Raw genomic sequence first — 25783 nt, 5'->3', positions numbered from 1 at the left:
ATTATCGCAAGGGTTCTCCTACCCTTTTGTATTCCTTTCTAACCAAGCATGTATGAATATAAACATCTACCAAAAACTATTTAGACAGGATATTTGGTGTTTGCCTCAAAATATTTTAAAATAAAGCTATGTTAAAATGTATATTGTTGATTTTTCATAAGAGAGTTATTCAATTATGGCATCGTTATCTGGAAGTCTCTCTTCCGTACCTTTTAGTTGGAGAGCGTTAGTCAGGAACTTTCTATCTAGCTGAAACCGCTGTTCAAGAATCAGGAGCTTACATGAAAAATCAACACGGAGATTTAGCAGGTCCTAAAATATTGTAGACATAGAACTATTAAAGGAGAGATTAACGTGAAAGCCCATCCTTTTAACTGGTTTGCCACCATCATAGCCGTCATAGCTGTTTCGATCTGGCTGTTTACCAGCTATGGTAAAATTCATTCTAAACACTTAACAGAAGCTACGATTTCAGAGAAGACCCATGAAGAGGACGAATACTACATTAAAGTCGATGGAAAGAAAATCAAAGTGAAGGACTCCAGCACATGGATGGTCCTTGAAGCTGGTGAGAATTATGAACTCACCTATGAATGGTACGGTATCAATAAGCCATACGTTAAAGAGATTAATCAGGCGCATGATGAGGATCAAATCGGTGGCGGCCACTAGCCCCACTCAAACGCCCTGCCTCTATTTAAGAGGCAGGGCGTTATTCATTTACATATTTCTTCTGTACTGTCCGCCTACTTCGTAAAGTGCGTGAGTTATCTGACCAAGACTCGCCACACGGACGGTTTCCATCAGTTCTTCAAAGATGTTTCCTCCGCCGCTCGCTGTGTCTTTCAAACGGTTGAGTGCTTCTTCCGTTTCGCTTTGATTGGCTTCCTGAAATCTACGAAGTTCCCGGATCTGATGCTCCTTTTCTTCTTTAGAAGCGCGGGCTAACTCCATGGAGTCAATTTCATCTTCAGAAGGAGGGGTAGGGTTTAGATACGTATTCACTCCAACAATTGGCAGCTCACCTGAATGTTTTTTGCCCTCATAATAAAGGGACTCTTCCTGAATCTTACCTCGCTGGTACTGACGCTCCATCGCTCCAAGTACTCCCCCGCGGTCATTAATCCGTTCGAATTCCTGCAGCACTGCTTCTTCTACCAAATCTGTAAGTTCACGGATAATATATGAACCTTGCAATGAATTCTCATTTTTGGTTAGACCGAATTCTTTACTGATAATCATTTGGATCGCCATAGCCCGTCGGACGGATTCCTCTGTAGGCGTTGTGATGGCTTCATCGTATGAATTAGTATGAAGCGAGTTACAATTGTCCTGGATGGCAATTAAAGCTTGCAGCGTAGTCCGAATATCATTAAAATCAATTTCCTGTGCGTGCAAGGATCGCCCAGACGTTTGAATATGATATTTCAGCTTTTGACTGCGCTCGTTGGCTCCGTACTTGTCGCGCATAACGATTGCCCATATTCTGCGTGCGACCCGTCCGAGAACGGTATATTCAGGGTCCAGTCCATTTGAGAAAAAGAAGGACAGATTAGGCGCGAATTTGTTGATGTCCATCCCGCGGCTCAAATAATATTCGACATACGTAAAACCATTTGCGAGCGTGAACGCAAGCTGCGTAATCGGGTTCGCTCCTGCTTCTGCAATATGATACCCGGATATGGAGACGGAATAATAGTTCCGCACTTGATGATCAATAAAATACTGCTGAATGTCTCCCATCATACGGAGGGCAAATTCTGTAGAGAAAATACATGTATTCTGACCCTGATCTTCTTTCAGGATATCGGCCTGAACGGTGCCTCGAACCACGTTAATCGTTCGGGCTTTCACCTCTTCCGCTTCTTCACGATTAGGTTCACGTCCTTGCTCTTCCCGGAATTTATCAAGCTGCTGATCAATCGCTGTATTGAAAAACATTGCTAAAATGATCGGAGCAGGACCGTTAATGGTCATGGAAACCGAAGTTGTCGGGTCGATTAAATCAAAGCCATCATACAGCTTTTTCATATCTTCCAGCGTACAAATATTCACACCGCTCTCCCCGACTTTACCGTAAATATCCGGCCGCTCATCTGGGTCTTCACCGTACAGTGTGACCGAATCAAAAGCTGTACTCAAACGCTTAGCTTCGTCTCCCTCAGATAAATAATGGAAACGACGGTTGGTACGTTCCGGTGTACCTTCTCCGGCAAACTGGCGTTTAGGATCTTCTCCTTTACGTTTAAACGGGAACACTCCTGCGGTAAATGGAAAAGCGCCAGGCACATTTTCCCTGAGCAGCCAGCTGACGCGGTCACCCCAATCTGAATACTTAGGCAGAGCGACTTTAGGAACTTTCAAACCGGTCAAGCTTTCGGTTGTAAGATCCATTGTAATTTCCTTTTCTCTCACTTTGAAGGTGTAGGTATCCCCACTGTAGCGTTTATGCAAATCATCCCAGTCGTCCAATTTTTCTTTTGCCTCACGGTCTATTGTTCGTTCATAATCTTCAATAAGCTGCTCAATACTCGCTTTTGCGGCTTCGTCCTCAAGCTGTTCAAGCGTTCCCTTCAATTGATAAAGTTTGCGGGCTTTTTCAGCCTGTGTTTTTGCGTTTTCGTGATAGTCGCGGACAGCGAGTGAAAGATCTCGTAAGTATTGTTTACGATCATTAGGAATAATTACATTCTGCTTCTCTACTTTGCTTACGCGCTCAAAAGAGGTGTCGTCCTGCCAGGAGAATTTTTCGTTCAACTGATCGACAATGGCTGCAAAAAGTGTATTGGTACCAGGATCATTAAATTGGCTCGCAATCGTTCCGTAAACAGGAAACTGTGCATTGTCTTCATGAAACAGCATGTGGCTCCTCTGATATTGTTTTTTAACCTGATTCATAGCATCTTCAGAACCTTTTTGCTCAAACTTATTGATGACAATAAAATCGGCAAAATCAATCATATCAATTTTCTCCAATTGAGATGGCGCCCCAAATTCGGAAGTCATCACATACATCGATAAATCGGTAATGTCGGTAATCGCCGCATCCCCCTGCCCGATACCGCTCGTCTCTACAATGATCATGTCCATGCCGGCAGCCTTCAGAACGTGAATCGACTCTTCAACGGCTGTAGAAAGCTCCGAACGAGCTTCCCTCGTAGCAAGTGATCTCATATAAACCCTTTGGTTGAAAATTGCATTCATACGAATACGGTCTCCAAGCAGGGCGCCGCCTGTTTTCTTTTTCGTCGGGTCCACAGAAAGGATAGCTATCTTTTTATCAGGAATTTCGTTTATAAACCGACGAATTAATTCATCGGTAAGGGAGCTTTTTCCCGCTCCTCCTGTACCTGTAATTCCAAGGACAGGGATCGTCTTCTCCTGGGTATTTTCAACGGCGGTTTCAAAAGCGGCTACTGCTTCCCGCTCTTCTTTCGGGGTATTTTCTACATAAGTAATAAACCGGGCTATCGCCTGGTGATTTCCCTCTGTCAGTTCTTCAATTCCTTTTTCCACGTTAAGCGGTGGAATAAAATCACATTCTTCGATCATCTGATTAATCATTCCCTGTAGACCTAACGTGCGCCCATCTTCCGGTGAGAATACTCGAGCGACGCCATAGTCATGCAGCTCTTTAATTTCCCTCGGAATGATTACGCCTCCGCCTCCGCCGTAAACACGTATGTGTCCAGCTCCTTTTTGGTTTAGCAGATCTACCATATATTTAAAGTATTCCACATGTCCGCCTTGATAAGAAGAAATAGCAATTCCCTGCACATCTTCCTGCACAGCCGCATTTACCACATCTTCGACAGAGCGGTTATGGCCGAGGTGAATCACTTCTGCTCCCGTAGATTGCAGAATACGCCTCATAATATTGATGGAAGCATCGTGTCCATCAAACAAGCTCGATGCTGTCACAAAACGGACGGGGTTTTTCGGTTGATAAACCGTTGGTTGTTCCATGTCCGAGTTCCTCCTTTAGTTAGGATCTTTCTTTTTCCTGGGTGTTCAGACCTTGAAGAAGCAATTGTATTTGTCCTTCAGTATAAGATTCCAGCGTAAAAGAACGCTGCAGAATCCAACGCCTGAATCCCCACATCTGTCCTTGAACAAATATATTATTGGCAATCAGCTTAACTTCTTCTTTAGAGTGATGTTCAGGTAAGCTGTTCAAAATCACCTGCTCAAGCATGGCTACCATATCTCGTTCTTTTTGAAGAACATAGTCCTGCGCCTCGCGTGACAATGATTTAACTTCCTGATACATCACAAGAACTTCGTCCTGCATATCGTCCATAAGCTGAAAATAGGATTGTATTGCATGAATTAGACTCTTTATACTCGTCTGGGTGGGATCAATAGAAGCTTCCATACGTTCCTTTACACGCTGGTAAATAGAATCACAGACGAGAAAGAGTACGTCTTCCTTTTTACGGATATATTCATAAAGGGTACCGATACTAAAGCCAGATGCTTTCGCGATTTCGCGAGTAGTTGTTTTATGGAACCCTTTTTCAATAAATAGCGTAACCGCTCCTTTAATCATTTGATTTCTTCGTTTTAATACCAGGACTTCATCTTTTATAGAAGAGGGAACTTGGTTTTCAGCCATCGTCATTCTCCTTTACTCATCCATTCTTGAAACCAGGAGTGTGCCAGCTGGTATGGATCTGCCTCCACGTCATTCAATGACTTGAGCTTAGCAGAATCCTTTTCGATGGCATCTCTCACCTCGCGCCACACTTCCTCACGAATCAATTCATAGACTTCAAGCGTCAGTTGCTGCTTTCTCCGTTTGAACCCTTGGCTTGTTTCATAAAGATAATCCTGATGCTCTTTCATGCGTTTAAATAACTCAGCCATTCCATGGTTCTCTGTGGAAATCGTCTGGACAATAGGAGGAATCCAGCCTTTAGGCTGAGCAATCATCATATACTCCTCAAGTGTCGTCTTCAGCTTTTCTACTCCTGGCAGATCGGCTTTATTAATAACAAACAGGTCAGCTATTTCCATAATGCCTGCTTTAAAGATTTGGAGCACATCCCCGCTGTTGGGAGTTAAAACGAGTCCTGTCGTATCCACAACTTTCATAATATCAAGTTCAGACTGACCGACTCCCACCGTTTCAACGAGAACTATATCAAACCCGTAAGCGTCACAGATACGGATGGCGTCCTTGGTGGCGCGCGCAAGCCCTCCCAGGCTCCCTCTTGTCGCCATACTCCGAATGAAAATCCCGGGATCCATGAAATGCTGGTTCATTCTGGTCCGGTCCCCTAGCAGCGAACCGCCACTGAATGGACTAGTGGGGTCCACCGCTATAACCGCGACACTCAGATCCAGACTGCGCAAATAGGTTAGTAGTCTGTTAATTAACGAACTTTTGCCTGCCCCTGGAGACCCGGTAATTCCGATGTAATGAGCAGATTTTTTAATGGAAAAGATATCGCTCATTAATGTTAATTTCTGGTCATCATCGTTTTCTACAAGAGTGATAGCGCGGGCAAGGGCTCGCATATCCTGTTTTTGTATTCGTTCTGCAAGTGGATGCATAGGGACAGCCCCTTTCCGCTTGAAGCTTTTTTCATTAACTGCTGACCATTCGGCCGATTACAAGACGCTGGATCTCCTGAGTTCCTTCATAAATCTGCGTAATTTTCGCATCACGCATATAACGTTCCACAGGGTAATCCTTGGTATATCCATAGCCGCCATGTACTTGTACGGCTTCTGTTGTAATTCTCATCGCTGCATCGCCTGCATACAATTTTGCCATGGCAGAAGCTTTCGAATAAGGGAGTCCTTCTGACTCAAAGTAAGCGGCTTGGTAGGTAAGCAGCCGGGCCGCTTCAATTTCTGTTGCCATATCAGCTAATTTAAAAGAAATGCCCTGAAGCTTCGCAATTGGCTTGCCGAATTGCTCTCGATCCTTTGCGTAAGCTACCGCTTCATCCAATGCTCCCTGTGCGATCCCTACTGCCTGAGCAGCTATTCCGTTTCGTCCGCCGTCTAACGTCATCATCGCAATTTTAAAACCTTCTCCTTCTTTTCCAAGTAGGTTTTCTTTGGGAATTTTACAATCTTCAAAGATAAGTTCGGTCGTAGGCGAAGAACGGATACCAAGCTTTTTCTCTTTCTTGCCAAACGAAAATCCTGGCGTTCCTTTTTCAACGATAAAACCGCTGACCCCGCGTCCTCCTGCTTCTGGATCGGTTTTTGCAAATACGATATAAATATCTGCTACTCCACCGTTTGTGATCCACACTTTATTGCCATTCAGCACATAGTGGTCCCCGTCTAATTTCGCTTGAGTTTTCATGGAGGAAACATCACTGCCGGCCCCAGGTTCAGATAGTGCATAAGCGCCCAGTTTTTCTCCAGTTGCGAGCTGGGAAAGGTATGTTTTCTTCTGCTCTTCATTCCCAAACTTATAAATCGGCCAGCTGGCTAATGAGATATGAGCAGATAATGTGACCCCTGTAGAAGCGCAAATACGCGACAATTCCTCAACAGCGATCGCGTAGCTTACGAAGTCAGAGCCGATCCCCCCATACTCTTCCGGCCACGGAATTCCTGTTAATCCAAGCTCCGCCATTTTATCGAAAATTTCACGATCAAACCGTTCTTCTTCATCACGTTCTGCTGCCGTAGGTTCTACCTCATTTTTGGCAAAGTCTCTTACCATTTTCCTCAGCATTTCCTGTTCTTCTGTCAGCGTAAAATTCATTCTCGTTTCCCCCTCAGTCTCTAATCAAGTGATTGCTTATTACGATCCGCTGGATTTCGCTTGTTCCTTCATAAATTTCGCAAACTTTAGCATCTCTGAAAAAGCGCTCTACAGCGTAATCTTCTGTATATCCATATCCTCCGTGAACCTGGACAGCTTCAATTGCCGTCTTGACTGCCGTCTTGGAAGACATCAATTTAGCCATTGATACTTCTTTTCCGCATTTTACTCCTGCTGCTTGTAAAGAGGCCGCATGATAGACAAGAAGTTTAGAAGCCTCCACTTCTGTAGCCATATCAGCGAGCTTAAAAGAAACTCCCTGGTGCTTGGCAATGGGGCGCCCAAACTGCTCGCGTTCCTTCGCATAAGCCACAGCGTGCTCATAAGCCGCTTCCGCAATACCGAGCGCCTGGGCAGCAATGCCGATTCTCCCCATATTTAAATTGGATAAGGCGATTTTATAACCTTCGCCCTCTTCACCAAGAAGTTGTGAAACAGGAACTTTGCATTGATCAAAATTTAATTCCACCGTGCTAGAACCGTGCATCCCCATTTTCTTCTCTGCTCTTCCAATCGAAAACCCTGGCGTATCCCGCTCAATAATAAAAGCACTTAATCCTTTCCCGCTCGGTATATCAGGGTTTGTACGTGCAAACACAATAAAGGTATCCGCATGGCCGCCATTGGTAATAAATACCTTCGAGCCATTTAAAACGTAATGGTCTCCTTTGTTTACAGCACGCGTTCTAAGACTGCCTGCATCAGACCCTGCGCTTGGCTCCGTTAGGGCAAAGGCTCCTAAATACTCTCCGCTTGCAAGCTTCGGAATGTATTTATCCTTCTGTTCTTCCGTACCGAAATATAGAATCGGATTTGTTCCTACAGACGTATGAACAGATAAAATGACACCAAGAGTTGCACTTACCTTAGAGATCTCATGGATAGCTATAATGTAAGATATATAATCCATTTCCGCTCCGCCGTACTTCTCCGGAATAGGAATTCCCATTAAGCCAAGCTCCCCCATCTTCGGAATCAGCTCGGCAGGAAATCGATCCTCTTTCTCCATACGTTCAACCGCGGGAGCTACTTCTCTTTCAGCAAAATCACGGACCATCTTCCGCATCATCTCTTGTTCATCTGTAAACGTTAAATTCATCGTCACCGTCTCCTTCACCTGTTATTCGTAGCTGTAAAAACCTCGACCCGATTTCTTGCCAAGCCATCCTGCTTTCACATACTTACGCAGCAGCGGGCATGGCCGGTACTTGCTGTCCCCGAACCCTTCGTGCAGGACTTCCATAATATACAGACACGTATCGAGACCGATAAAATCAGCCAAAGTCAGAGGCCCCATTGGATGGTTCATACCAAGTTTCATCACGGTGTCTACATCTTCCGGAGATGCTACGCCTTCGTGAACAGTATAAATGGCCTCATTAATCATAGGCATCAAGATGCGGTTCGAGACAAAACCAGGAAAGTCTTCTACTTCCACGGGCGATTTATTTATTTTTTTCGTTAAATCTTCAATCGCTTGATAGGTGTCGTCACTTGTTTGAATGGCACGGATAATCTCGACCAGTTTCATAACCGGTACAGGGTTCATAAAATGCATGCCGATAACCTGTGATGGACGATTCGTTGCTGCTGCAATTTCAGTAATAGGCAGAGATGATGTATTCGAGGCTAAGATGGCGTGCTCAGGCATAATTTCATCCAGACGCTTGAACACTTTTGTCTTTACGTCCATATTTTCAACAACAGCTTCCACCACAAGGTCACAGTCGGAGGCGTCATTCATATCTGTTGTACCGGCCAGCCGATCCAACGTTTCATTTTTTTCTGTTTCAGAAATTTTGTCTTTTCCTACTGCTCGCTCGAGTCTTTTCTTAATACCAGCGATTCCTTTGTCTAAAGCTCCCTGGTCCAAATCGTTTATTATTACGCTTAGGCCTGCCTGGGCAAATACTTGAGCGATTCCTGCCCCCATTTGCCCTGCACCGATGACCATGACTTTGTTAATTGACATTCAGTAGTCCCTCCTTTAGGCCTTTGGCACTTCGATTAATACGGCATCACCCTGGCCGCCGCCGGAACAAATAGCCGCAATTCCAAGGCCGCCTCCACGGCGCTTTAATTCATAAGCAAGAGTCAGTAAGATTCTCGCTCCGCTTGCCCCGATCGGATGCCCAAGGGCTACAGCTCCTCCATTTACGTTCACCTTCTCAGGATCAAGCCCGGCAATCTTGCCACTGGCTAAGGAGACGGCTGCAAATGCTTCATTCACTTCAAATAAATCAATTTCTTCTATGGATTTTCCTGCTTTTTTCAACAATTTATTAATAACTAGTCCTGGCGTTTGTGGGAAATCTTGAGCCTCTACCGCAATTTCCTCATGAGCAATAACAGTTGCCAGGGATTCCAGCCCCAGTTCGTTTGCTTTTTCATCAGACATGAGCAGCATCGCACACGCCCCGTCGTTGACACCTGGAGCATTTCCAGCCGTAATTGTTCCATTTTGATCGAAAACCGGACGCAATTTGGAAAGAGCTTCTACGGTTGTATTCTTCCTTGGTGCTTCATCTGTGTCGACCACCACCGGATCTCCTTTTCGCTGCGGCACTTCTACAGACACGATTTCTTCACTCATCGTTCCGTTTTCAATAGCCTGAGCTGCGCGCTGATGGCTGTTATACGACCACTCATCCTGCGCTTCACGTGTTAACTCGAATTCTTCAGCTGTACGGTTTCCGTAGTTACCCATGTGAACATTTTCAAATGAACAGGTGAGACCATCGTGTACCATCATATCTTTAACAGAAGCGTCCCCCATTCGTAATCCCCAGCGTGCTTTAGGCATGAAATAAGGAGCATTGCTCATGCTTTCCATTCCGCCTGCTACGATGACATCCTCTTCGCCTAAACGTATGAACTGATCAGCCATCGTTACACTCCGCATTCCAGAAGCGCATACCTTGTTCACTGTCTCTGTTTTCACATGCCATGGAATTCCAGCTTCCCGCGCTGCCTGCCGGGATGGTAGCTGTCCCTGTCCCCCCTGTAAAACGCTTCCCATGATTACTTCATCTACTTCTTCACTATTGTATCCAGCACGCTCTAAAGCCTCTTTAATCACGATGCCTCCAAGCTGGGAAGCTGTTAACGGAGCAAGAGCGCCCCCGAATTTTCCAAATGGCGTACGGGCCCCTGAGACGATTACTGTTTTACGCATTTTTAATTTCCTCCTCTTGTGATAACGCTTTCAAAATTGGCGATTGAACGCTCGCTCAATCTGTCTTCATAAGGAAAGTGTACCTAAAATAGTGTACACTTTCCACAATTTTCATAATATTTTTCTAAGAAACGACGATACATTCAAAGTACTTAAGCTGTCTTTTCTTCTTTTGATTCAAAAATGGATTTTGCTAGAATCTCTGCTATATCCATTGTGCTCACTTCTTCTTCCACTTCTTTAGCTTTAGTGCCATCCGATAACATCGTGAGACAGAATGGACATCCACTTGAAATCATCGTTGGTTCTACTTCAAGAGCCTGTTCTGTACGAGCTACGTTAACACGGTTCCCTGATTTTTCTTCCATCCACATCATGCCTCCGCCAGCTCCACAGCACATTCCATTGGATCGATTACGTTTCATTTCGACAACCTCTACGCCTGGAATCATTTCAAGCACTTCGCGAGGCGGCTGGTACACTTCGTTATAACGGCCCAAGTAACAGCTGTCGTGGTAGGTAATCTTCTCATTCACTACACCTTCCGGCTTCAGGCGCCCTTCTTTCAGCCATTCAGAAAGCATTTCCGTATGGTGATAAACTTCCGCTTCAAGCCCGAAATCGGGGTATTCATTTTTAAAAATGTTATAAGCATGCGGATCAATCGTGATGATTTTTTTCACATCATTCTTTTCGAATTCTTTCATATTCTTCTCAGCCAGTTCCTGGAACAAGAACTCGTTGCCCATCCGGCGTGCTGTATCTCCGGAGTTTTGCTCTTTGTTACCGAGGATCGCAAATTTAATGCCAGCTTTATTCATCAGCTTAGCAAATGCGACTGCGATTTTCTGACTGCGATTATCGTAAGATCCCATTGAACTAACCCAGAAAAGATATTCGAATTCTTCTCCTGATTTCTTCAGTTCTTTTACAGTAGGGATATGAGCTTCTTCATCAAGGCTCCTCCAGTCTTCTCTTTCCTTCTTGGAAAGTCCCCATGGGTTACCCTGGCGTTCAATGTTCATCATCGCTCTTTGACCGTCCGGATCCATTTTGCCTTCTGTAAGAACAAGATAACGACGCAGGTCGATGATTTTATCGACGTGTTCATTCATAACCGGGCAGGCATCTTCACAGTTACGGCATGTTGTACAAGCCCATAATTCTTCCTCAGTAATGACATCGCCAATTAAGTTTTTGTTGTTGACAGCTTCCATGGTTGCTGCCGCTTCATCCGTACCTTTACTGCGTGCCATTTGAGCTAATGTATTCCCCTCTGTGCCTGAGAAGGCGTAAGCAGGAACCCAGGGTGACTGGCCTGTGACAGCGGCCCCTTTTTCCGTCAAATGATCTCTCATTTTAATAAGTAAATCCATTGGCGACAGCATTTTACCTGATCCTGAAGCAGGACAGACATTGGTACAGCGTCCACATTCCACACAGGCATACAGGTCAATCATCTGCAGTTGGTTCAGTTCTTCTATCTTTCCGACACCAAAGGAAACGTCTTCTTCATCCGCTTCCTCATCTATATCGAAATTAATCGGCTTCAGCTTGCCCGGAGGATCCTCACGGCTTAAGAAAACGTTGACCGGTGCTGCCAGCAAGTGCGCATGCTTGGATTGCGGCACATACACTAGGAACGTAAGCAGGATAAGCAGGTGAATCCACCACATAATAAAGAATACAGTAGCAGCAGCTGCAGGAGGAAGCCATGCGAAAGCGCTTGCAATTAACGTCGCAACAGGTTCTGTCCAGGCCCCTTCATGGCCGTGCCAGATTATTCCCATCCCATTACCTACAAGAACGGTAACCATCAGTGTTCCAATAAAGATAAGTACAAGTCCTGCTTTGAAACTTCTCTTTAAACGAACGAGGTTTTCAATATATCGGCGGTAAAACGCCCAAATCACAGCTACAATAATCGTCAGCGTTACAATTTCCTGGAAGAATGTAAACCCTGGATAAAACGGACCAAGCGGCAAATGCGAGTCAGGAGCTAGTCCCTTCCAAATAAAATCAATGGCCCCAAATTGAACAAGAATAAAACCGTAAAACATCATAACGTGGATTGCTCCGGATTTCTTGTCTTTCAATAGCTTCTTTTGACCAAATACATAAATCCCAATCTTCTGCATGCGTCTTTTAATCTTTCCATCAAACTCAAATTTTTTCCCCATCTTAATATAAGCGATACGTGTACGGACAACGCTTACAAATAAGTATAATCCATAAATCGTAACGCCAAGGAACAAAATCCAGTTTGCAAGTAACAACGGATTCATTTGTTCTCCCCCTCTTGGTTGTTATCGCAGATGCGATTTTCATTTTTATCGGCCCAGAAACTTAAAAATTTCTGAATCTTATAGCTTTACTATAAATTATGAATGAGCATTCAGTCAACATGTTTTCATTTTTTTCCTATTTAAAAGAAATCATATGGGAAGACTAAGTGAACAGTTGGCAATGGGAGGCGGAAACATTGATAGTCGTAATCATACTGATTAGTATCACTACCTTTATTTTACTGTTAATTACAGATTTTAAAATGGGACAAATATCCCACAAAAAAACAGGAAATCCGATAAATATTGTGAAGACACACGGTCAATACGAACTTTTTTCTAATGGATTAACGCTTTTTGAAGCATTCTTTCAGGATATTGCCGAAGCTAAAGTAAGAGTCGACATCAGTTTTTTTCTCATCGATCAGGATGAAATCAGCAGGAAATTTTTAGATATTTTAAAGAAAAAGGCACAGGAAGGAGTACCCGTCCATCTGCTTGGTGATCGTCTGGGGTGCTACCTGATTAATAAAAAGACAAGGAATGAACTTAAAGAGGCTGGCGTTCACTTTGCATTCGCTGAAAAACCTCGATTCCCTTATTTCTTTTATCATTTAAATCGGAGAAATCATCGAAAAATTGCAGTGATTGATGGAAAAGCTGCCTATATTGGAGGGTTCAATGTGGGAAGTAACTATATTGGCCATAATCCTAAATTTGGAGACTGGCGTGATTACCATATGCGCTATACGGGCGCAGTTGTTGGAAAATTGCATGCTGTCTTCATAAAAGACTGGTATGCTTCCACCGGGAAGAAGTTAACACCCATAAATACAAAACATGCTGAAGGTAAGAAAGTATGCGTGATCGACTCGGATGGGATCGGTGTAGCGGAAGAATTCAACCGGTTAATTCAATCGGCTGCCAAAGAAATTATTGTGGGAACCCCTTACTTCATTCCGACACCTGAACTGCTTCAATCATTTAAAACTTCTCTCAAAAATGGAATTGAGTTATACATCATGGTCCCTATGAAATCGGATCACCCATTTGTTAAGGAAGCCGGTATCTTTTTTTTAAACGAACTTTATCAAAGAGGAGCCCATATTAAATTTTTTGATGCAGGATTTTATCATTCAAAAGTATTCATAGTGGATGGGGAATTTGCGGATATCGGTACTGCTAATTTCGACAGAAGAAGCTTTTTTTTAAATAAAGAAGTGAATACCTACGTTTATGACAAAACGTTTATCGCTGCCGTTCGTAAAGATTATTTTCAAGATATGAAAGATGCCGTGTCATTCGATGAAAGCTGGCTTAATAACCGCTCCCTAAGTACTAGAATCAATGAAAAAATCGCAGCCATGCTGCGACCCTTACTTTAATTTAAGCTTTGTTAAACTTCCGTGTTGATTTTAAGACAAAGCTCCAGTTTGTGTAAGACTCAGTTTCGAGATAAATGGGTCCGTTACGTTTAAACGGAGGATGGCTGGTTGGAAATAAGTCGCTTTTCTGCGGCCTAAACGACATAGGGTCGATCGACGTTGCCACAGGACGTGGCGACCTTAGTCGATCCTCCTTTTACCAGGAGCCTCCTCAGTCATTCACTCCTCGCCAAGCTCCTTCTCCCGCGGGAGTCTCCTTATTTCCCAACCAGCCCAGCGATTTCTTGTGAACGGGCCCTGCTATAGGAGAAAGGATCCATGCTGCATCTGCCTCGAATACTTATAGTACAGGGTTTCTACACTTAAACACACGTTAAAACCAGTGTGATCATAAATGATCCTCGTTCATTGGAAGGCGTTGATGCAGAGAATTTCGAGCTCTCAATGATCATAAAGGGGCGGAAGGGAACGGCGAAGACTCCTGCGGGGTGAACATGATCGGTGAGATCCCGCAGGGCTGTTAAGCCCGAGGAAGCTCACCACATGCCCGCGGAAAGCGAGCCGTTCCCTGGATCCCCTTTCTCGATCCAATATCTCGAAATCGAGTCTTATACAATCCGGCCCTATTGCGTAATAAGCCTCTTATGAATAATCAACCATAAACTTTAACAAAGCCTTAATTTATTTAAAAATTTCCGTGAACACGGGCCCCACCCACATCATAACTTTAAAACCTAAGTAAATACCAACGATTCCAGCTACTCCGGCTAGTGCAGGCGGGGCTGGAATCGGAAGTTTTAAAGCTGCAAATACAATGCCAACGACTAAACCAGTGACTAACGCTAAAATGATTTCTTTCACATGCTCGTCCTCCTTCTCAGCATCTAAATTTTATGCTTTCTTTCATTACCAACCTTTATTGTTCCTATTTTATCAATCAACAGACGGCTTCATCCATACATAAATACCGGGGCAAAGAATGTCACAAAAAAAGAGCGTCCTGCTCTTTTTTTATGCGAAGACGCCCTTTAGCCATTTTATGAACTTACATCTGTTCTGGTGCTGAAACGCCGATAATTTTCAGCGCATTGCTTAGAGTAATTCGAACAGCTTTCATTAGGGAAAGTCGTGAAGCTGTAAGTTCTGGATTTTCCTGATCGAGAACTTTCTCCGCATTGTAAAAACTGTGAAGATTAGATGCCAGATCAAATGCATACTGAGTCACACGGTGAGGTGTTCTTTTTTCTGCAGCATCTGCGACCAGCTGCGGAAATTCACCAAGCCTTTTTAGTAGATCTTCTTCTTTTTCAGCTGTTAAAAGACTTCCGTTAAACGTATCATCTCTCAATCCCTTTTCCTCTGCCTGTTTCAGCATCGTACATATGCGGGCATGAGCGTACTGCACATAATAAACAGGATTTTCATTAGATTCTGATCGAGCCAAGTCCATATCAAAATCCAGGTGTGAATCACTGGAACGCATGGAGAAGAAATAACGCATCGCGTCAATACCAACTTCCTCCATCAATTCACGAAGGGTAACAGCTTTTCCAGTACGCTTGCTCATCTTCACTTTTTCGCCATTCTGGAAGAGGTTGACCATTTGGATAATCTCCACCTCAAGCGTATCTTCATCATAGCCCAGGGCTTGAATTGCTGCTTTCATACGTGGAATATATCCATGGTGATCGGCACCCCAAATATTGATAAGGGTATCAAACCCGCGGTCCAATTTATTTTTGTGATAAGCGATATCCGGCGTCAAATAAGTGTAAGTGCCATCATTTTTAATGAGCACACGATCTTTATCATCGCTGAATTTCGTTGTCTCAAACCAGGTAGCTCCGTCCTTTTCATAGACAAAGTCTTTTTCTTTCAGAACCTGCAGTGCATTTTCAATCCGGTCGCTTTCATATAGCGAAGTTTCTGAGAACCATTCATCAAAAGGAACCCTGAATTCTTCTAGATCCGTTTTTATCTTATTCAGTTCATATTGCAAACCGTACTCACGGAAAAACTTCAAGCGATCTTGTTCAGATTCTTCTGCCCATTTCTCTCCCTCTTCCGAAGCAAGCTTCCTTCCTAGTTCTACGATATCACGACCTTGGTATCCATCTTCCGGCATCTCCCATTCTTTCCCTAAAGCCTGCATGTAGCGTGCTTCTACAGAAAGAGCGAGATTAGCCATTTGGTTCCCGGCATCATTAATATAGTATTCTCTTGAAACATCGTAGCCTGCAGCATCCAGCACGTTGCATAACGAGTCCCCTACTGCTGCTCCCCTTGCGTGACCAAGGTGCAAGGTTCCAGTCGGGTTAGCGGATACGAATTCCACTTGAATCCTATGACCTTTCCCACTCTCGCTGCGGCCATACTGACTGCCCGCTTCCAGGATGGAAGGAACCAGTTCAGTCAAGTACTGATTGTTCATATAGAAATTAATGAAGCCTGGACCTGCAATTTCTATTTTTTCTATTGAGGCTTGTGATCGATCAAATTGTTCAACAAGTTCTGAAGCAATCGCACGCGGATTCTTCTTTGCTATTCTGGCGAGCTGCATCGCCATGTTTGTTGCATAATCGCCGTGAGCTTTATCCTTTGGCTGCTCTAATACAACCTCCGGCACTTCCTCTTCCCCCGCAAGCTCAGCTGAAAGCACGGCGCGGACGATTTCTTTCTTCAGATTATCTTCCATTTGTTCAACGATATTCATGATTCACTCTCCTCCTCAAACGTCAATGTTAAGCGATGATCCTGTGTTACTTCATGATTCAACGTCATCTGATAATGAAGAAATAATCGGCCGCCCATGGCTTCATCAAGGGAACTGAACTCCATTTCTTCTGTATAAGTTTTCATATGGAAATCACCATAAGTATGATGATATAAATTCTCTGTTTCTACTTCAGGCTGGAAAACCTGGCGCATATCTATACCGCCGCTGCGTTTTATGCTGACGTGCCCTGGCTTAACAGTGATCATCGTATTTACAGGATCTCCTTCATCAGGATGTTCTGTAAAAGTAATCACCTGAGTCTGGCCACGCGCAAAAAACTGACCAGCTTCGTTTACTTCCATCTTCTCTTTGCGATCCGTGTCTCTGATTTCCGTAACGAGCTGCACTTGGATGTCCTTAGCATTACTTGTCATTTCTTCGTCCTCCCTCCAAAGGGTTTACGTACACTATAACTTGTTTATTATAAGAATTCATTCACAAAAACGCAAGAGCATCCCCTGGCTTCGTTACTCTTGAACCAACGTGTCCACCTGATTTTGGATATCACTAATCTCCGTGATATGGGCCGGTACACTGTAACTTGCGTATAATACGACAAGTGCTGCGACAATCAGCGCAAACCAGGGGTAGGATAGTTGTTTCTTAAAAGGACGGCGGTCCGGAACAAACAATAACAATAGAAATGGCAGCAACAGTCCAATAACAATGACATCCATTCTCCACTGCTGATTTTCCTCGGAGATGGATAACGAAAAGCTGATTGCTTGATCTATTCGATCTTCGATAGCAATTTCAGTGGTTTCTTCAGAATATAGTCCTTTTTCAATTGTTAGTTTCTCATTACTAAGCGAATAACTATATCCTGAAGGGTTCCATTCCCCTATAAACGTTATAAGAATTAGACTCATCATGATAATGGCATACGTAAGCGTAATGCCTATAATCTTTTTATCCAAAAGTAGCGCTCCTTTATTCATCTCATATAGAAAAGCCCCTATGAAAAATCATAGCGGCTGTTTCATTCTATCATTTATTTTACAAACCCCAAAAGCATTTCGCGTAAGAATTTACTGGCTGCAATCGGAGTCTTTTCTGTCGGGTCATAAGCGGGAGCTACTTCAACAAGGTCGGCCCCTACCACGTCTAAATCGCTGCCTGCAATTTCATGAATGGAAGCAAGAAGCTCCTTAGATGAAATTCCCCCTGCTTCTGCTGTCCCTGTTCCCGGGGCATAAGCAGGATCAAGCACATCAATATCAATGGTGACATAAACGGGACGCCCAGACAGTTTCGGTAGAATTTGTTTCAGAGGCTCAAGCACTTCATATCTCGCCATGAACATGCCGTTTTCTTCAGCATATTGAAACTCTTCTCTCATCCCTGAGCGGATGCCAAATGAATACACATTTTCAGCTCCCATCAGCTCGCACGCTTTCCTAACAGGAGTGGAATGGGAGAGCGCCTCGCCTTCATATTCCTCCCTGAGGTCAGCATGAGCATCAATATGAAGTACAGCAAGCTCTGGATATTTCCTATACATTGCTTTTAAGACTGGCCATGTGACCAGATGCTCGCCGCCTAGTCCGAAAGGTATTTTCCCCTTGTCTAAAAGCTCATCCATATAGTCTTCAATTATATCGATACTTTTCTGAGGATTCCCAAAAGGAAGCAGCAAATCGCCAGCGTCGTGGTATTTGATTTCCTCTAAATGTCTATCCAAGTAAGGACTGTATTCTTCAAGGCCAATTGAGGCTTCACGGATGCGGCTCGGGCCAAACCGGGAGCCCGGTCGGAAGCTGACCGTCCAGTCCATGGGCATCCCGTAAATTACGGCATCCGCCTCCTGTTCGGAAGCCCGGCTCATGATAAACACTTTTCCGGAATAGGCTTCATCAAATCTCATCGAACTCACCCTTTCGTCAAGTTTTTAACGAATTTTGGCAAAGCAAAGCAGGCCTGGTGAAGCTCTTCTGTATAATACTTCGTTTCCATCTCTGCAAACCGATGAGCAGGAACCTGAAGAGGATCATAGATTTTACTCCCCATAGTAAACGTCCAGAGACCACTTGGGTACGTTGGAATATTGGCCGTGTAAACTTTAGTGATCGGGAATGTTTCTTTCACATCTCCATAAACCTGGCGAATTAAATCAGCCTTGAACCAGGGATTATCGGTCTGAGCAACGAAAATCCCGTCTTCTTTTAATGCTTTCGCAATTCCTTCATAGAAGCCTTTTGAAAATAGATTAACAGCAGGACCCACCGGCTCCGTAGAATCTACCATAATGACGTCATAAGTACGTTCGCTTTCTGCAATGTGCATGAAGCCATCTGCAACCTTAACCTCTACCCGCTCATCTTCCAGAGCACCAGCAATAGAAGGCAGATATTGTTTGGAGTATTCAATAACTTTGCCGTCAATTTCTACAAGTGTGGCTTTTTCAACACTTTCATGCTTCAGTACTTCACGAATCACACCGCCATCTCCGCCGCCTACTACCAGAACCTGTTTCGGACTCGGATGGGTGTGGAGCGGCACATGGGCAAGCATCTCATGGTAAACAAACTCATCTTTTTCCGTGGTCATAACCATGTCGTCGAGCACCAGCATGTTTCCCCACTCTTCTGTCTCAAGCATTTCTAACTCTTGAAAATCTGTTTTTTCATTATGAAGGGACTGTTTAACTTTAGCCGTAATTCCGAAATTTTCTGTTTGCTTCTCAGTAAACCACGTGCTCATCTATACATTCTCCTTTGTATATCCATAATTCTCTATTACATAATTCGTCATGAGAGGTTTATTTTACTACGTATTCTCCCATAATAATAGCAGTCTTTATTCATTCTTAACAGTTGGGAGTCTAGAAGAATGATCCTTTTTATCCGAACCACCTACCGCTGGTCAAAGCGAGCGTTCAAATGGACATTGATCGGCCTTGTGTTAACAGGAGTCGGAATTTTGTTTGTCTTAGGATTCGCAATTACCCAGGGTCCTCCTTCTCTAATGACCGAGCAGAATACGGTTTATTATAGTCAAGGCGAGAATATTATTGGAGAAGATCATGGAGCAGAAGAACGATACTGGATTACCGTAGACGAAATGCCTGATGCCATTAAGGAAGCGACGATCGCTATTGAGGACCGTCGATTTTACGATCATTTTGGCTTCGATCTAAAGCGGATTGCTGGTGCTGCTTTAACCGACCTTAAACAGATGAGAATGGTGGAAGGAGCAAGTACGATTACTCAGCAATACGCTCGTAATCTTTTTTTATCTCATGATAAAACGTGGAAACGAAAAATCCAGGAAGCTCTCTATGCCCTCAGACTGGAGATCTTTTATAATAAAGATGAAATTCTGGAAGGTTACTTAAACACCATCTATTATGGCCATGGAGCCTATGGAATTGAAGCAGCTAGCCGTTATTATTTTAATAAAAATGCAGAAGAATTAACGTTGACCGAAGCTTCTATGCTTGCAGGGGTCCCGAAAGGTCCTAGCTATTATTCTCCTCTGAACAATGCAGAGAACGCGGCCTCACGTCAACAATTGATCTTGGGAGAGATGGAGAAAAGCGGATTTATTACTTCTTCTGAAAAAAATGAAGCAGTAGAAGCCAGCCTTGTCTACTCGGAGCACTCTGACAGCTCAGACAAGGAAGCTGCTCCATACTTTCAGGACCAAGTCGTTGCAGAGGCTGCCAGAGTACTAGGTATTACGGCAGAGGAAGTTAAAACAGGTGGTTATCACATTTATACCACGCTCATAGAAGATCATCAGAACATTCTAGAAAAACAAATTGACCGCCATATTTCAGCAGAGGAAGATATCCAAATCGCTGCTGCTATTATGAACAGTCATAACGGCGCCATTACCGCTCTGATCGGTGGCCGTGATTATGAAACCAGTGCTTATAATCGAGCTACACAGGCTAAGCGTCAGGTGGGATCGACCATTAAACCATTTCTATATTACGCTGCGCTTGCTGAAGGCTATTCGCCGGTTACTATGATCGATAGTAAACCGACAGATTTTCAAATAGGAGATAACGAAAAAGTCTACAGTCCAACCAACTTTGGAGACCAGTATGCGGACAAACCGATTACAATGGCTCAGGCACTGGCGGTTTCTGACAATATTTATGCTGTAGCCACCAACATGGATATTGGGCCCGACAAGCTGGTAAAAACACTGGACACCTTTGGAATTTCGAGTCACGCTAAACCTGTTCCTTCTCTTGCACTTGGTTCCACCTCTATTTCTCTTTATGAAATGATGAGTGCCTATGGAAAAATGGTGAAAGGCTCTGAATCTCTTGAAGGACATACTATTGAGAAAATTACAGATCGGCACGAAAATATACTTTTTGAATATCAGCCGGTTTTTAATAAAGAGAAAGAAATTGACCCGAACCGTGCCTTTACTATTACTCACATGATGACAGGGATGTTTGACTCTTCCCTTGATGGATATGCCTCTGTTACAGGCACTCCTATTAAAGGAAAACTAACTCGTATGTATGGCGGAAAGTCCGGTACGACGGATTATGACAGCTGGATGATTGGCTTTAGTCCTCAATTTGTATCAGGGGTTTGGGTGGGCCATGATGAAGGCGGCCGAAAACTTGAAACATTCAATGAAAGAAGATATGCCAAAGCTGTTTGGGCAGATACCATGGAGTCGATTCATGAACCACTGCCATCTGCAGCCTTTATTCCAACCCCTGATGTAAAAGGTGTTTATATTGATCCTGAAACCGGGCACAGGTCCGGTCCTAATTGTCCGAAAGAACGCCTAATGTATATGGAGAAAAGCGATATTCCAAAAGAAGTTTGCGGCGGCGATGAGGATAAGGACAAAAAAGAAATCGAAAATGAGTTTAAAAATGATCCATGGTTCAAAGATGTAGTAGACTGGTTCTTTTAAATGACGGGCTTGCATGAAATAATTAAAAAAAGACAAAGAAAACGACCGGCGGCACCCGGTCGTTTTCTCTGTCCTAGTAATACATGTATAACCATGTGTTACTAAATATATTACCCATTCTGCCAGTACGTCAAGATTCCGAGTACCCTTTCGATCATTTTTAAGTGAACATTTTGTGAACATTTTTCCACCTAAATAATTGAAATATCAGTAAGATCATCCAGGGAAATTTGAAGTTTTTCTTTCGTTTCCCAGTGCACTCCATAAACTTTGCGTTTCAGTTTATGAATGTACTCCATTTTCATTGGAATCTCTTCATAGTCAAAACCATTATGGATTTTGACTCGCACCGTCAAATCGTCGTTCAAAGCCCGCTGCAGTAAAAAGTCAATCTCGATGGCCTTCTGCTCATCAATAATCCCTTTCTCTACACGCTCATCTTCCTTCCATAGTTTCCTTATCATCTCTACATGCTCCGGCAGCATCAGCGATGTCCACTTAATGGTACCCCGGTCCCGATTACGGCTATCCATAGTTGATCAACTCCTCAATACGAACGTTTGTTCTTATTGTAGCACAAAATCACCTTTCGTAAACTGGAATTTACAGGATAATCACTTTTCCAGGCTGTCCCCATCCAGCTTCCTTAACCATAAAATGAGTGCGTTATGTTTTCCTGGTGACTAGGAAGAGTGACCAAGCACTTTCCACTTTCCACTCTCCCCAAACCATCTCGAATTTAAATCTTCAACAATAGGACCGGTTACTGTAAGAATCAGTTTCGAGATATTGTATGGAAAAGGGGCTCCAGGGAACGACTCGCTTTCCGCGGGCCTGCACGACGCAGGGTCGTTCGACGTTGCCATAGGAAAGTGTTCAAATGTGGAATCACCCCGAAAGACACGACCAGCATAAGCCGAGCATCAAAAGGAGGGTCGTTTTTCCGTCCGTTGATGAACGGCTTATGTCTCGAGTGTCTGGGTGATGGAACAAGACGAGTTATCCCCCCCCCAGCCCTTACCCATCTAACGTAACGGCCCCATTTATCTCGAAACTGAGTCTTCAACAAACGGGTGCTTATCTGGAAGAATTAATACTAAGACAGATCCTGATTTTAAGAGAATTCCATAATATCGGGCAGTAAAAAAGCACTTTCTCTGAGGAAAGTGCTTTTTCATGATTTATTGGACCCCAAGGGAATCTTTTAGTTCTGGGTTTGTATTTTCCCAAAGTTCCGGCTTGAACTCGCGGAGATACTCACCGAGAATCGTTCTTGATTTTTTATCCATATGGTCGACAACGAATTTTCCTTTTAAGGACTTATCCATATGGTTCACATGCTCCGGCATCAGCTTGTATCCTCGTTTAATCGAACGATCAACGACAATTTCACTTCCCGCTACTCCGTAGTAGCAAGGCCTTCCTTCCTGATTATCCACTGTTACCCAGACAATCCAGTACAATAAACCATTCGCCACGACTTCACGGTCCGTAATAAATTTCACCCGCTTCTCCACCGCGCTGCGGGCATGCAGAGCACCCATATCGACAAAGGCCTTCTCTTCATTCGGATCCACGATCACCGGGGTCATGTTTTCAAGGCTAATGGAGCCTACTCCATATCCACCGTGCCCATCCGTCGAGTCATCCTTAATAATCGTGAACTGCTTCTTCTTTTTATCGCTCTTATCATCATTATTTTTAAATTGATCAAATTCTTTCATGACAAACTGAACCTCCTCTAGACATGGCTGATTTTTTCCTATTTTAACATAGAATCCACACTTTGTTTTAGCATAAGGAATTGGGTAAACCATTCATATATAAACAGCGATTCATGTGTTTAAAGCTATCTCCAAAGCATCCAGGGCTTTCATAACCTCCTGAATATCCTCTTCCCCGTTTCTTTCTCGGCGGGCATGAAGCAGCACCGGCCGAACGGACTCAACCGAACGTCCAAAATCATACATCCACTCATATCGCGGCACCATCCACGTGTGGAAGTGGTGGGTGGTATCCTCATTATAGAAATAATAAACATACTCAATACCTAATGTCTGCCGCTGCGCTCGTCTAATTTTTGTTAATACTTGAATATAATCCAGCTGCTCCGCTTCTGTTAGTTCATCAAAGCTTTTGATATGACGTTTAGACGCTAAAATAATTAAACCTTTAATGGGATAGGCGACGTCCTGATGAGCGTGGAAATGCTCCGTCTCGTAAACGACACCCCCATCTGGTTCGATTAAACCACTTGTTATTGCACAGCTTAAGCACTCGACTTCTACGCTTTTTCCATTGGATAACTTAATCGTCCTCAAAGCCTCTCTCCTTTTGCCCGTTGCTTATCCCCCATATTATACCCTTAATCAAACGCTTGTTTAATACCTTTACTTTCCTTTTATAACGCCTTTAATAGCCTTCTCCGAGGAACGATGTTCGCTATTTATAAAAACAAAGCTTTCATCTGAGGGGTCACCCGCTTGTCTACTTGCAGGTTTGCTTTTACGGAAAAACTTCTTCCACCCCATTGGGTTAGAAACGGGAACACCTACCCGTTTATGCTGAACTTCCTTGATTCCTTGAATAATGAGCTGCATAGACAGGATAATCCCCATAAAGCAAAGAAGGGCCGGGATAATAAACCACCATCTCCCCGTCATTATCGAGTCTTTCGCTGCTCCAATCAGTCCAGACCATTCATACGTAGTACTCGTCGGTGGATCAGCCTGCATGGGGGAGTAATCTAAATTTGTTCCGCCAAAATAGATATTAAACACGCCTAGATGGATAAAAATCAGCAGTGTCTGAATAAACTGCTGTCCAAACACGATCCCCATCCGGGCACTCAAATGCGGAAGCAGATGCTTCCTAAGTAAATGAAGCGAACTTCCTCCAAGCACCTTCGCACTTACTGCATATTCCTCTTGCATCAGGAGCTTCATTTCACTGCCAAGCAACGTAACAATCAAAGGTACAGCAAGTAATACCAGAATCACTCCTTGATAGATGATCCGTTCCGTCTGGGTCGTGGTAAAACCGCCCGGTGGCATCCGTAGAACCGGGGTCAACAGTAAAAATGCAATAATAGTCATAGGCAGGAAGTGCATACCATCTACCAGTTTTTCTACCCCGCGCTGAATGCGGGAAGGAAGGAAAAATGTATAAGGAATCGCGAATAAAAAACCAATACTCATTCTTAAAAAGGCTATGACTAGAGCAAATAGAATCGTATATTTGGCTCCTGCCAGCAGCTGATCGAAAATACTATATCCGAGTGCATCCGTCCCAAGAAACACATATTCAGGAGAATGAGGAGCAGCGCTTACCAGCCGTCCTTCCTCATTCGTAATGTGATAGAACTTATCTACTAAAGGATCCGCCGTGATACTATAAACCACACTCACACAGACCGTCCCCGAAATGACAATAAATCCAATCAAAAATTTCCGGTTCTTGAAATGTGCCCCTATTGTTGCGAAAGTCTGCTTCAGCCACTTCCCACCTGGATTATTAATGTTGAAATCACCTATGAAACGATTCATGCTCAAGCTGGTCTCTTTAGAGATTTTATGATCCTTGAAAATGAATAGCTCTGTCCCCTGATAAATGATAAAAAAAGGGGTGAAGATCATGAATAGAATCATTGCCGAGACGATTGGTCTAAAATCTTCAATAAAGAAGCTTGTAATTCCATTCATATTAAAAATATATTCAATAATCAATAGACTGGATAAAGACCCCCAGAGGATAATCTTAGAATGAAAGAATATACTTTTTACAATATTCCTTATCACATGTACGTTAAGAATGACAGCTTTCTCCAACCCCTTACTCTTAGCCATCTGTACATAAGACTTTGTCATCTCCTCATCCATCAGCATAAGAATGATTTTGTACATCGTCACTAAAGGTAACACCGCAATCGCAATCATAGGCAGAATATATACCTTCTCCTGTCTTAGCGCCGTAAAGGAGACGATTTGAATATCTGTTTGTTTATAGAACCATACGATGAAGAGTTGTAAACAAAAAGCCAGTAATAAATCAGGTACCGCCTCTAAAATATTAAGGATTCTTCCGATGATCCATTTTATCCATCCAGGGAGAAACATGGTTCCAAGAGCTAGCAAAAAGGCCAGTACAAACCCTAGCAGAAGACCTCCCACGAACACCATCATAGAGTATTGATAAGGTTCCCACAGAAACTCAAGCAGCGGCTCTGGGCGGTCTTTATACACATATACCCATTCAGAAGGATTGAAAATAGCAGCCACCAGTTGCTGAAGTTCCGAAAAGTAATTGAATATATCAAAAAAACTTCCCTCTCTGAACAAAGCCGGGGACGCACTAATAAACAAAATACCTGCCAGCCCCGTTATGTAATAGATCATGAACTTAATGATTTTCATGCACTTCTCTCCCCATAATTATTCTCTTTTCCGTAAATTTTAAAAATAATCAAAAAACGGTTGATAAAAAAAG

At 43.5% G+C, this 25783-nt stretch carries 21 protein-coding genes; 3 read left to right on the top strand and 18 right to left on the bottom strand.

The window, feature by feature from the left end; genetic code table 11:
* The first annotated feature begins 354 nt into the window (after nt 1–354).
* The gene (locus BMZ06_RS06730; RefSeq protein ID WP_089751292.1) at nt 355–672 is read left to right on the top strand and encodes a hypothetical protein; all 318 of its coding nucleotides are present in this window, start codon (nt 355–357) and stop codon (nt 670–672) included.
* 48 nt (nt 673–720) lie between these two features.
* Here the strand turns inward: BMZ06_RS06730 and icmF are convergent, their stop codons facing one another.
* From icmF to BMZ06_RS06690, 8 genes are all read right to left on the bottom strand, one after another.
* Nucleotides 721–3966 (bottom strand): fused isobutyryl-CoA mutase/GTPase IcmF, encoded by a 3246-nt coding sequence (gene icmF, locus BMZ06_RS06725; RefSeq protein ID WP_089751291.1) that lies wholly within the window; start codon nt 3964–3966, stop codon nt 721–723.
* A 19-nt stretch (nt 3967–3985) separates the two neighbouring features.
* Nucleotides 3986–4615: a TetR/AcrR family transcriptional regulator gene (locus tag BMZ06_RS06720; RefSeq protein ID WP_089751290.1), complete on the bottom strand. Its 630-nt coding sequence runs from the start codon at nt 4613–4615 to the stop codon at nt 3986–3988.
* 2 nt (nt 4616–4617) lie between these two features.
* Nucleotides 4618–5556 carry a methylmalonyl Co-A mutase-associated GTPase MeaB gene (gene meaB, locus BMZ06_RS06715; RefSeq protein WP_089751289.1) on the bottom strand — a complete coding sequence of 313 codons (939 nt, stop codon included), beginning with the start codon at nt 5554–5556 and terminating at the stop codon, nt 4618–4620.
* A 34-nt stretch (nt 5557–5590) separates the two neighbouring features.
* Nucleotides 5591–6730 carry an acyl-CoA dehydrogenase gene (locus tag BMZ06_RS06710; protein WP_014644862.1) on the bottom strand — a complete coding sequence of 380 codons (1140 nt, stop codon included), beginning with the start codon at nt 6728–6730 and terminating at the stop codon, nt 5591–5593.
* Between the two features lie 13 nt (nt 6731–6743).
* Nucleotides 6744–7889: an acyl-CoA dehydrogenase gene (locus BMZ06_RS06705; RefSeq protein WP_089751288.1), complete on the bottom strand. Its 1146-nt coding sequence runs from the start codon at nt 7887–7889 to the stop codon at nt 6744–6746.
* Between the two features lie 21 nt (nt 7890–7910).
* Nucleotides 7911–8762 (bottom strand): 3-hydroxybutyryl-CoA dehydrogenase, encoded by an 852-nt coding sequence (locus tag BMZ06_RS06700; protein WP_089751287.1) that lies wholly within the window; start codon nt 8760–8762, stop codon nt 7911–7913.
* Between the two features lie 15 nt (nt 8763–8777).
* Nucleotides 8778–9965: an acetyl-CoA C-acetyltransferase gene (locus tag BMZ06_RS06695; protein WP_089751286.1), complete on the bottom strand. Its 1188-nt coding sequence runs from the start codon at nt 9963–9965 to the stop codon at nt 8778–8780.
* Nucleotides 9966–10117: 152 nt separating this feature from the next.
* Complete coding sequence (locus BMZ06_RS06690; RefSeq protein WP_089751285.1) at nt 10118–12250, bottom strand: heterodisulfide reductase-related iron-sulfur binding cluster; 2133 nt, start codon at nt 12248–12250, stop codon at nt 10118–10120.
* A 197-nt stretch (nt 12251–12447) separates the two neighbouring features.
* Here BMZ06_RS06690 and cls point away from each other — a divergent pair, with 197 nt between their 5' ends.
* On the top strand, nt 12448–13635 hold the full coding sequence (gene cls, locus BMZ06_RS06685) for a cardiolipin synthase (RefSeq protein WP_089751284.1): 1188 nt from the start codon (nt 12448–12450) through the stop codon (nt 13633–13635).
* Between the two features lie 681 nt (nt 13636–14316).
* Here cls and BMZ06_RS06680 read toward each other — a convergent pair.
* The 6 genes from BMZ06_RS06680 to speE form a co-directional block, all read right to left on the bottom strand.
* Nucleotides 14317–14496, bottom strand: coding sequence for a XapX domain-containing protein (locus tag BMZ06_RS06680; RefSeq protein ID WP_089751283.1), 180 nt, complete (start codon nt 14494–14496; stop codon nt 14317–14319).
* A 184-nt stretch (nt 14497–14680) separates the two neighbouring features.
* A complete protein-coding gene (gene argS / locus BMZ06_RS06675) occupies nt 14681–16348 on the bottom strand; it encodes an arginine--tRNA ligase (RefSeq protein ID WP_089751282.1) in 1668 nt (555 codons plus the stop codon).
* On the bottom strand, nt 16345–16785 hold the full coding sequence (locus tag BMZ06_RS06670; RefSeq protein WP_089751281.1) for a YwiB family protein: 441 nt from the start codon (nt 16783–16785) through the stop codon (nt 16345–16347). The genes argS and BMZ06_RS06670 overlap by 4 nt, the downstream gene beginning before the upstream one ends.
* A gap of 93 nt (nt 16786–16878) precedes the next feature.
* Nucleotides 16879–17328: a hypothetical protein gene (locus BMZ06_RS06665; protein WP_089751280.1), complete on the bottom strand. Its 450-nt coding sequence runs from the start codon at nt 17326–17328 to the stop codon at nt 16879–16881.
* A gap of 74 nt (nt 17329–17402) precedes the next feature.
* Complete coding sequence (speB, locus tag BMZ06_RS06660; protein WP_089751279.1) at nt 17403–18275, bottom strand: agmatinase; 873 nt, start codon at nt 18273–18275, stop codon at nt 17403–17405.
* A 5-nt stretch (nt 18276–18280) separates the two neighbouring features.
* The gene (speE, locus tag BMZ06_RS06655) at nt 18281–19111 is read right to left on the bottom strand and encodes a spermidine synthase (protein WP_089751278.1); all 831 of its coding nucleotides are present in this window, start codon (nt 19109–19111) and stop codon (nt 18281–18283) included.
* 129 nt (nt 19112–19240) lie between these two features.
* Between speE and BMZ06_RS06650 the strand changes: the two genes are divergently transcribed.
* Entirely contained in the window at nt 19241–21298 is a 2058-nt protein-coding gene (locus BMZ06_RS06650; RefSeq protein ID WP_089751277.1) for a transglycosylase domain-containing protein, read from the top strand.
* A gap of 191 nt (nt 21299–21489) precedes the next feature.
* Here the strand turns inward: BMZ06_RS06650 and BMZ06_RS06645 are convergent, their stop codons facing one another.
* The 4 genes from BMZ06_RS06645 to BMZ06_RS06630 all read right to left on the bottom strand — a co-directional run bounded on the left by BMZ06_RS06645 (nt 21490) and on the right by BMZ06_RS06630 (nt 25710).
* Nucleotides 21490–21831 (bottom strand): YolD-like family protein, encoded by a 342-nt coding sequence (locus tag BMZ06_RS06645; RefSeq protein WP_089751276.1) that lies wholly within the window; start codon nt 21829–21831, stop codon nt 21490–21492.
* 648 nt (nt 21832–22479) lie between these two features.
* A complete protein-coding gene (locus tag BMZ06_RS06640; RefSeq protein WP_089751275.1) occupies nt 22480–23022 on the bottom strand; it encodes a YwhD family protein in 543 nt (180 codons plus the stop codon).
* Between the two features lie 111 nt (nt 23023–23133).
* On the bottom strand, nt 23134–23619 hold the full coding sequence (locus BMZ06_RS06635; RefSeq protein ID WP_089751274.1) for an HIT family protein: 486 nt from the start codon (nt 23617–23619) through the stop codon (nt 23134–23136).
* A 69-nt stretch (nt 23620–23688) separates the two neighbouring features.
* Nucleotides 23689–25710: an ABC transporter permease subunit gene (locus tag BMZ06_RS06630; protein WP_089751273.1), complete on the bottom strand. Its 2022-nt coding sequence runs from the start codon at nt 25708–25710 to the stop codon at nt 23689–23691.
* Nucleotides 25711–25783: the final 73 nt, after the last annotated feature.

The sequence above is a fragment of the Halobacillus alkaliphilus genome (assembly GCF_900113125.1).
GTDB classification, from domain to species: Bacteria; Bacillota; Bacilli; order Bacillales; family Halobacillaceae; genus Halobacillus; species Halobacillus alkaliphilus.
The sequence above is the reverse complement of the archived record's forward strand: the minus strand, read 5'-3'. Positions and strand labels throughout refer to the sequence as shown.

Coding starts and splice junctions, on each gene's coding strand:
- argS (WP_089751282.1), bottom strand. CDS start 16,348: ATGAATATCGTTGAACAAATGGAAGATAATCTGAAGAAAGAAATCGTC.
- speB (WP_089751279.1), bottom strand. CDS start 18,275: ATGAGATTTGATGAAGCCTATTCCGGAAAAGTGTTTATCATGAGCCGG.
- BMZ06_RS06670 (WP_089751281.1), bottom strand. CDS start 16,785: ATGACAAGTAATGCTAAGGACATCCAAGTGCAGCTCGTTACGGAAATC.
- BMZ06_RS06650 (WP_089751277.1), top strand. CDS start 19,241: ATGATCCTTTTTATCCGAACCACCTACCGCTGGTCAAAGCGAGCGTTC.
- meaB (WP_089751289.1), bottom strand. CDS start 5,556: ATGCATCCACTTGCAGAACGAATACAAAAACAGGATATGCGAGCCCTT.
- BMZ06_RS06645 (WP_089751276.1), bottom strand. CDS start 21,831: ATGGATAGCCGTAATCGGGACCGGGGTACCATTAAGTGGACATCGCTG.
- speE (WP_089751278.1), bottom strand. CDS start 19,111: ATGAGCACGTGGTTTACTGAGAAGCAAACAGAAAATTTCGGAATTACG.
- BMZ06_RS06690 (WP_089751285.1), bottom strand. CDS start 12,250: ATGAATCCGTTGTTACTTGCAAACTGGATTTTGTTCCTTGGCGTTACG.
- icmF (WP_089751291.1), bottom strand. CDS start 3,966: ATGGAACAACCAACGGTTTATCAACCGAAAAACCCCGTCCGTTTTGTG.
- BMZ06_RS06640 (WP_089751275.1), bottom strand. CDS start 23,022: ATGAAAGAATTTGATCAATTTAAAAATAATGATGATAAGAGCGATAAA.
- BMZ06_RS06705 (WP_089751288.1), bottom strand. CDS start 7,889: ATGAATTTAACGTTTACAGATGAACAAGAGATGATGCGGAAGATGGTC.
- BMZ06_RS06710 (WP_014644862.1), bottom strand. CDS start 6,730: ATGAATTTTACGCTGACAGAAGAACAGGAAATGCTGAGGAAAATGGTA.
- BMZ06_RS06700 (WP_089751287.1), bottom strand. CDS start 8,762: ATGTCAATTAACAAAGTCATGGTCATCGGTGCAGGGCAAATGGGGGCA.
- BMZ06_RS06720 (WP_089751290.1), bottom strand. CDS start 4,615: ATGGCTGAAAACCAAGTTCCCTCTTCTATAAAAGATGAAGTCCTGGTA.
- BMZ06_RS06695 (WP_089751286.1), bottom strand. CDS start 9,965: ATGCGTAAAACAGTAATCGTCTCAGGGGCCCGTACGCCATTTGGAAAA.
- BMZ06_RS06630 (WP_089751273.1), bottom strand. CDS start 25,710: ATGAAAATCATTAAGTTCATGATCTATTACATAACGGGGCTGGCAGGT.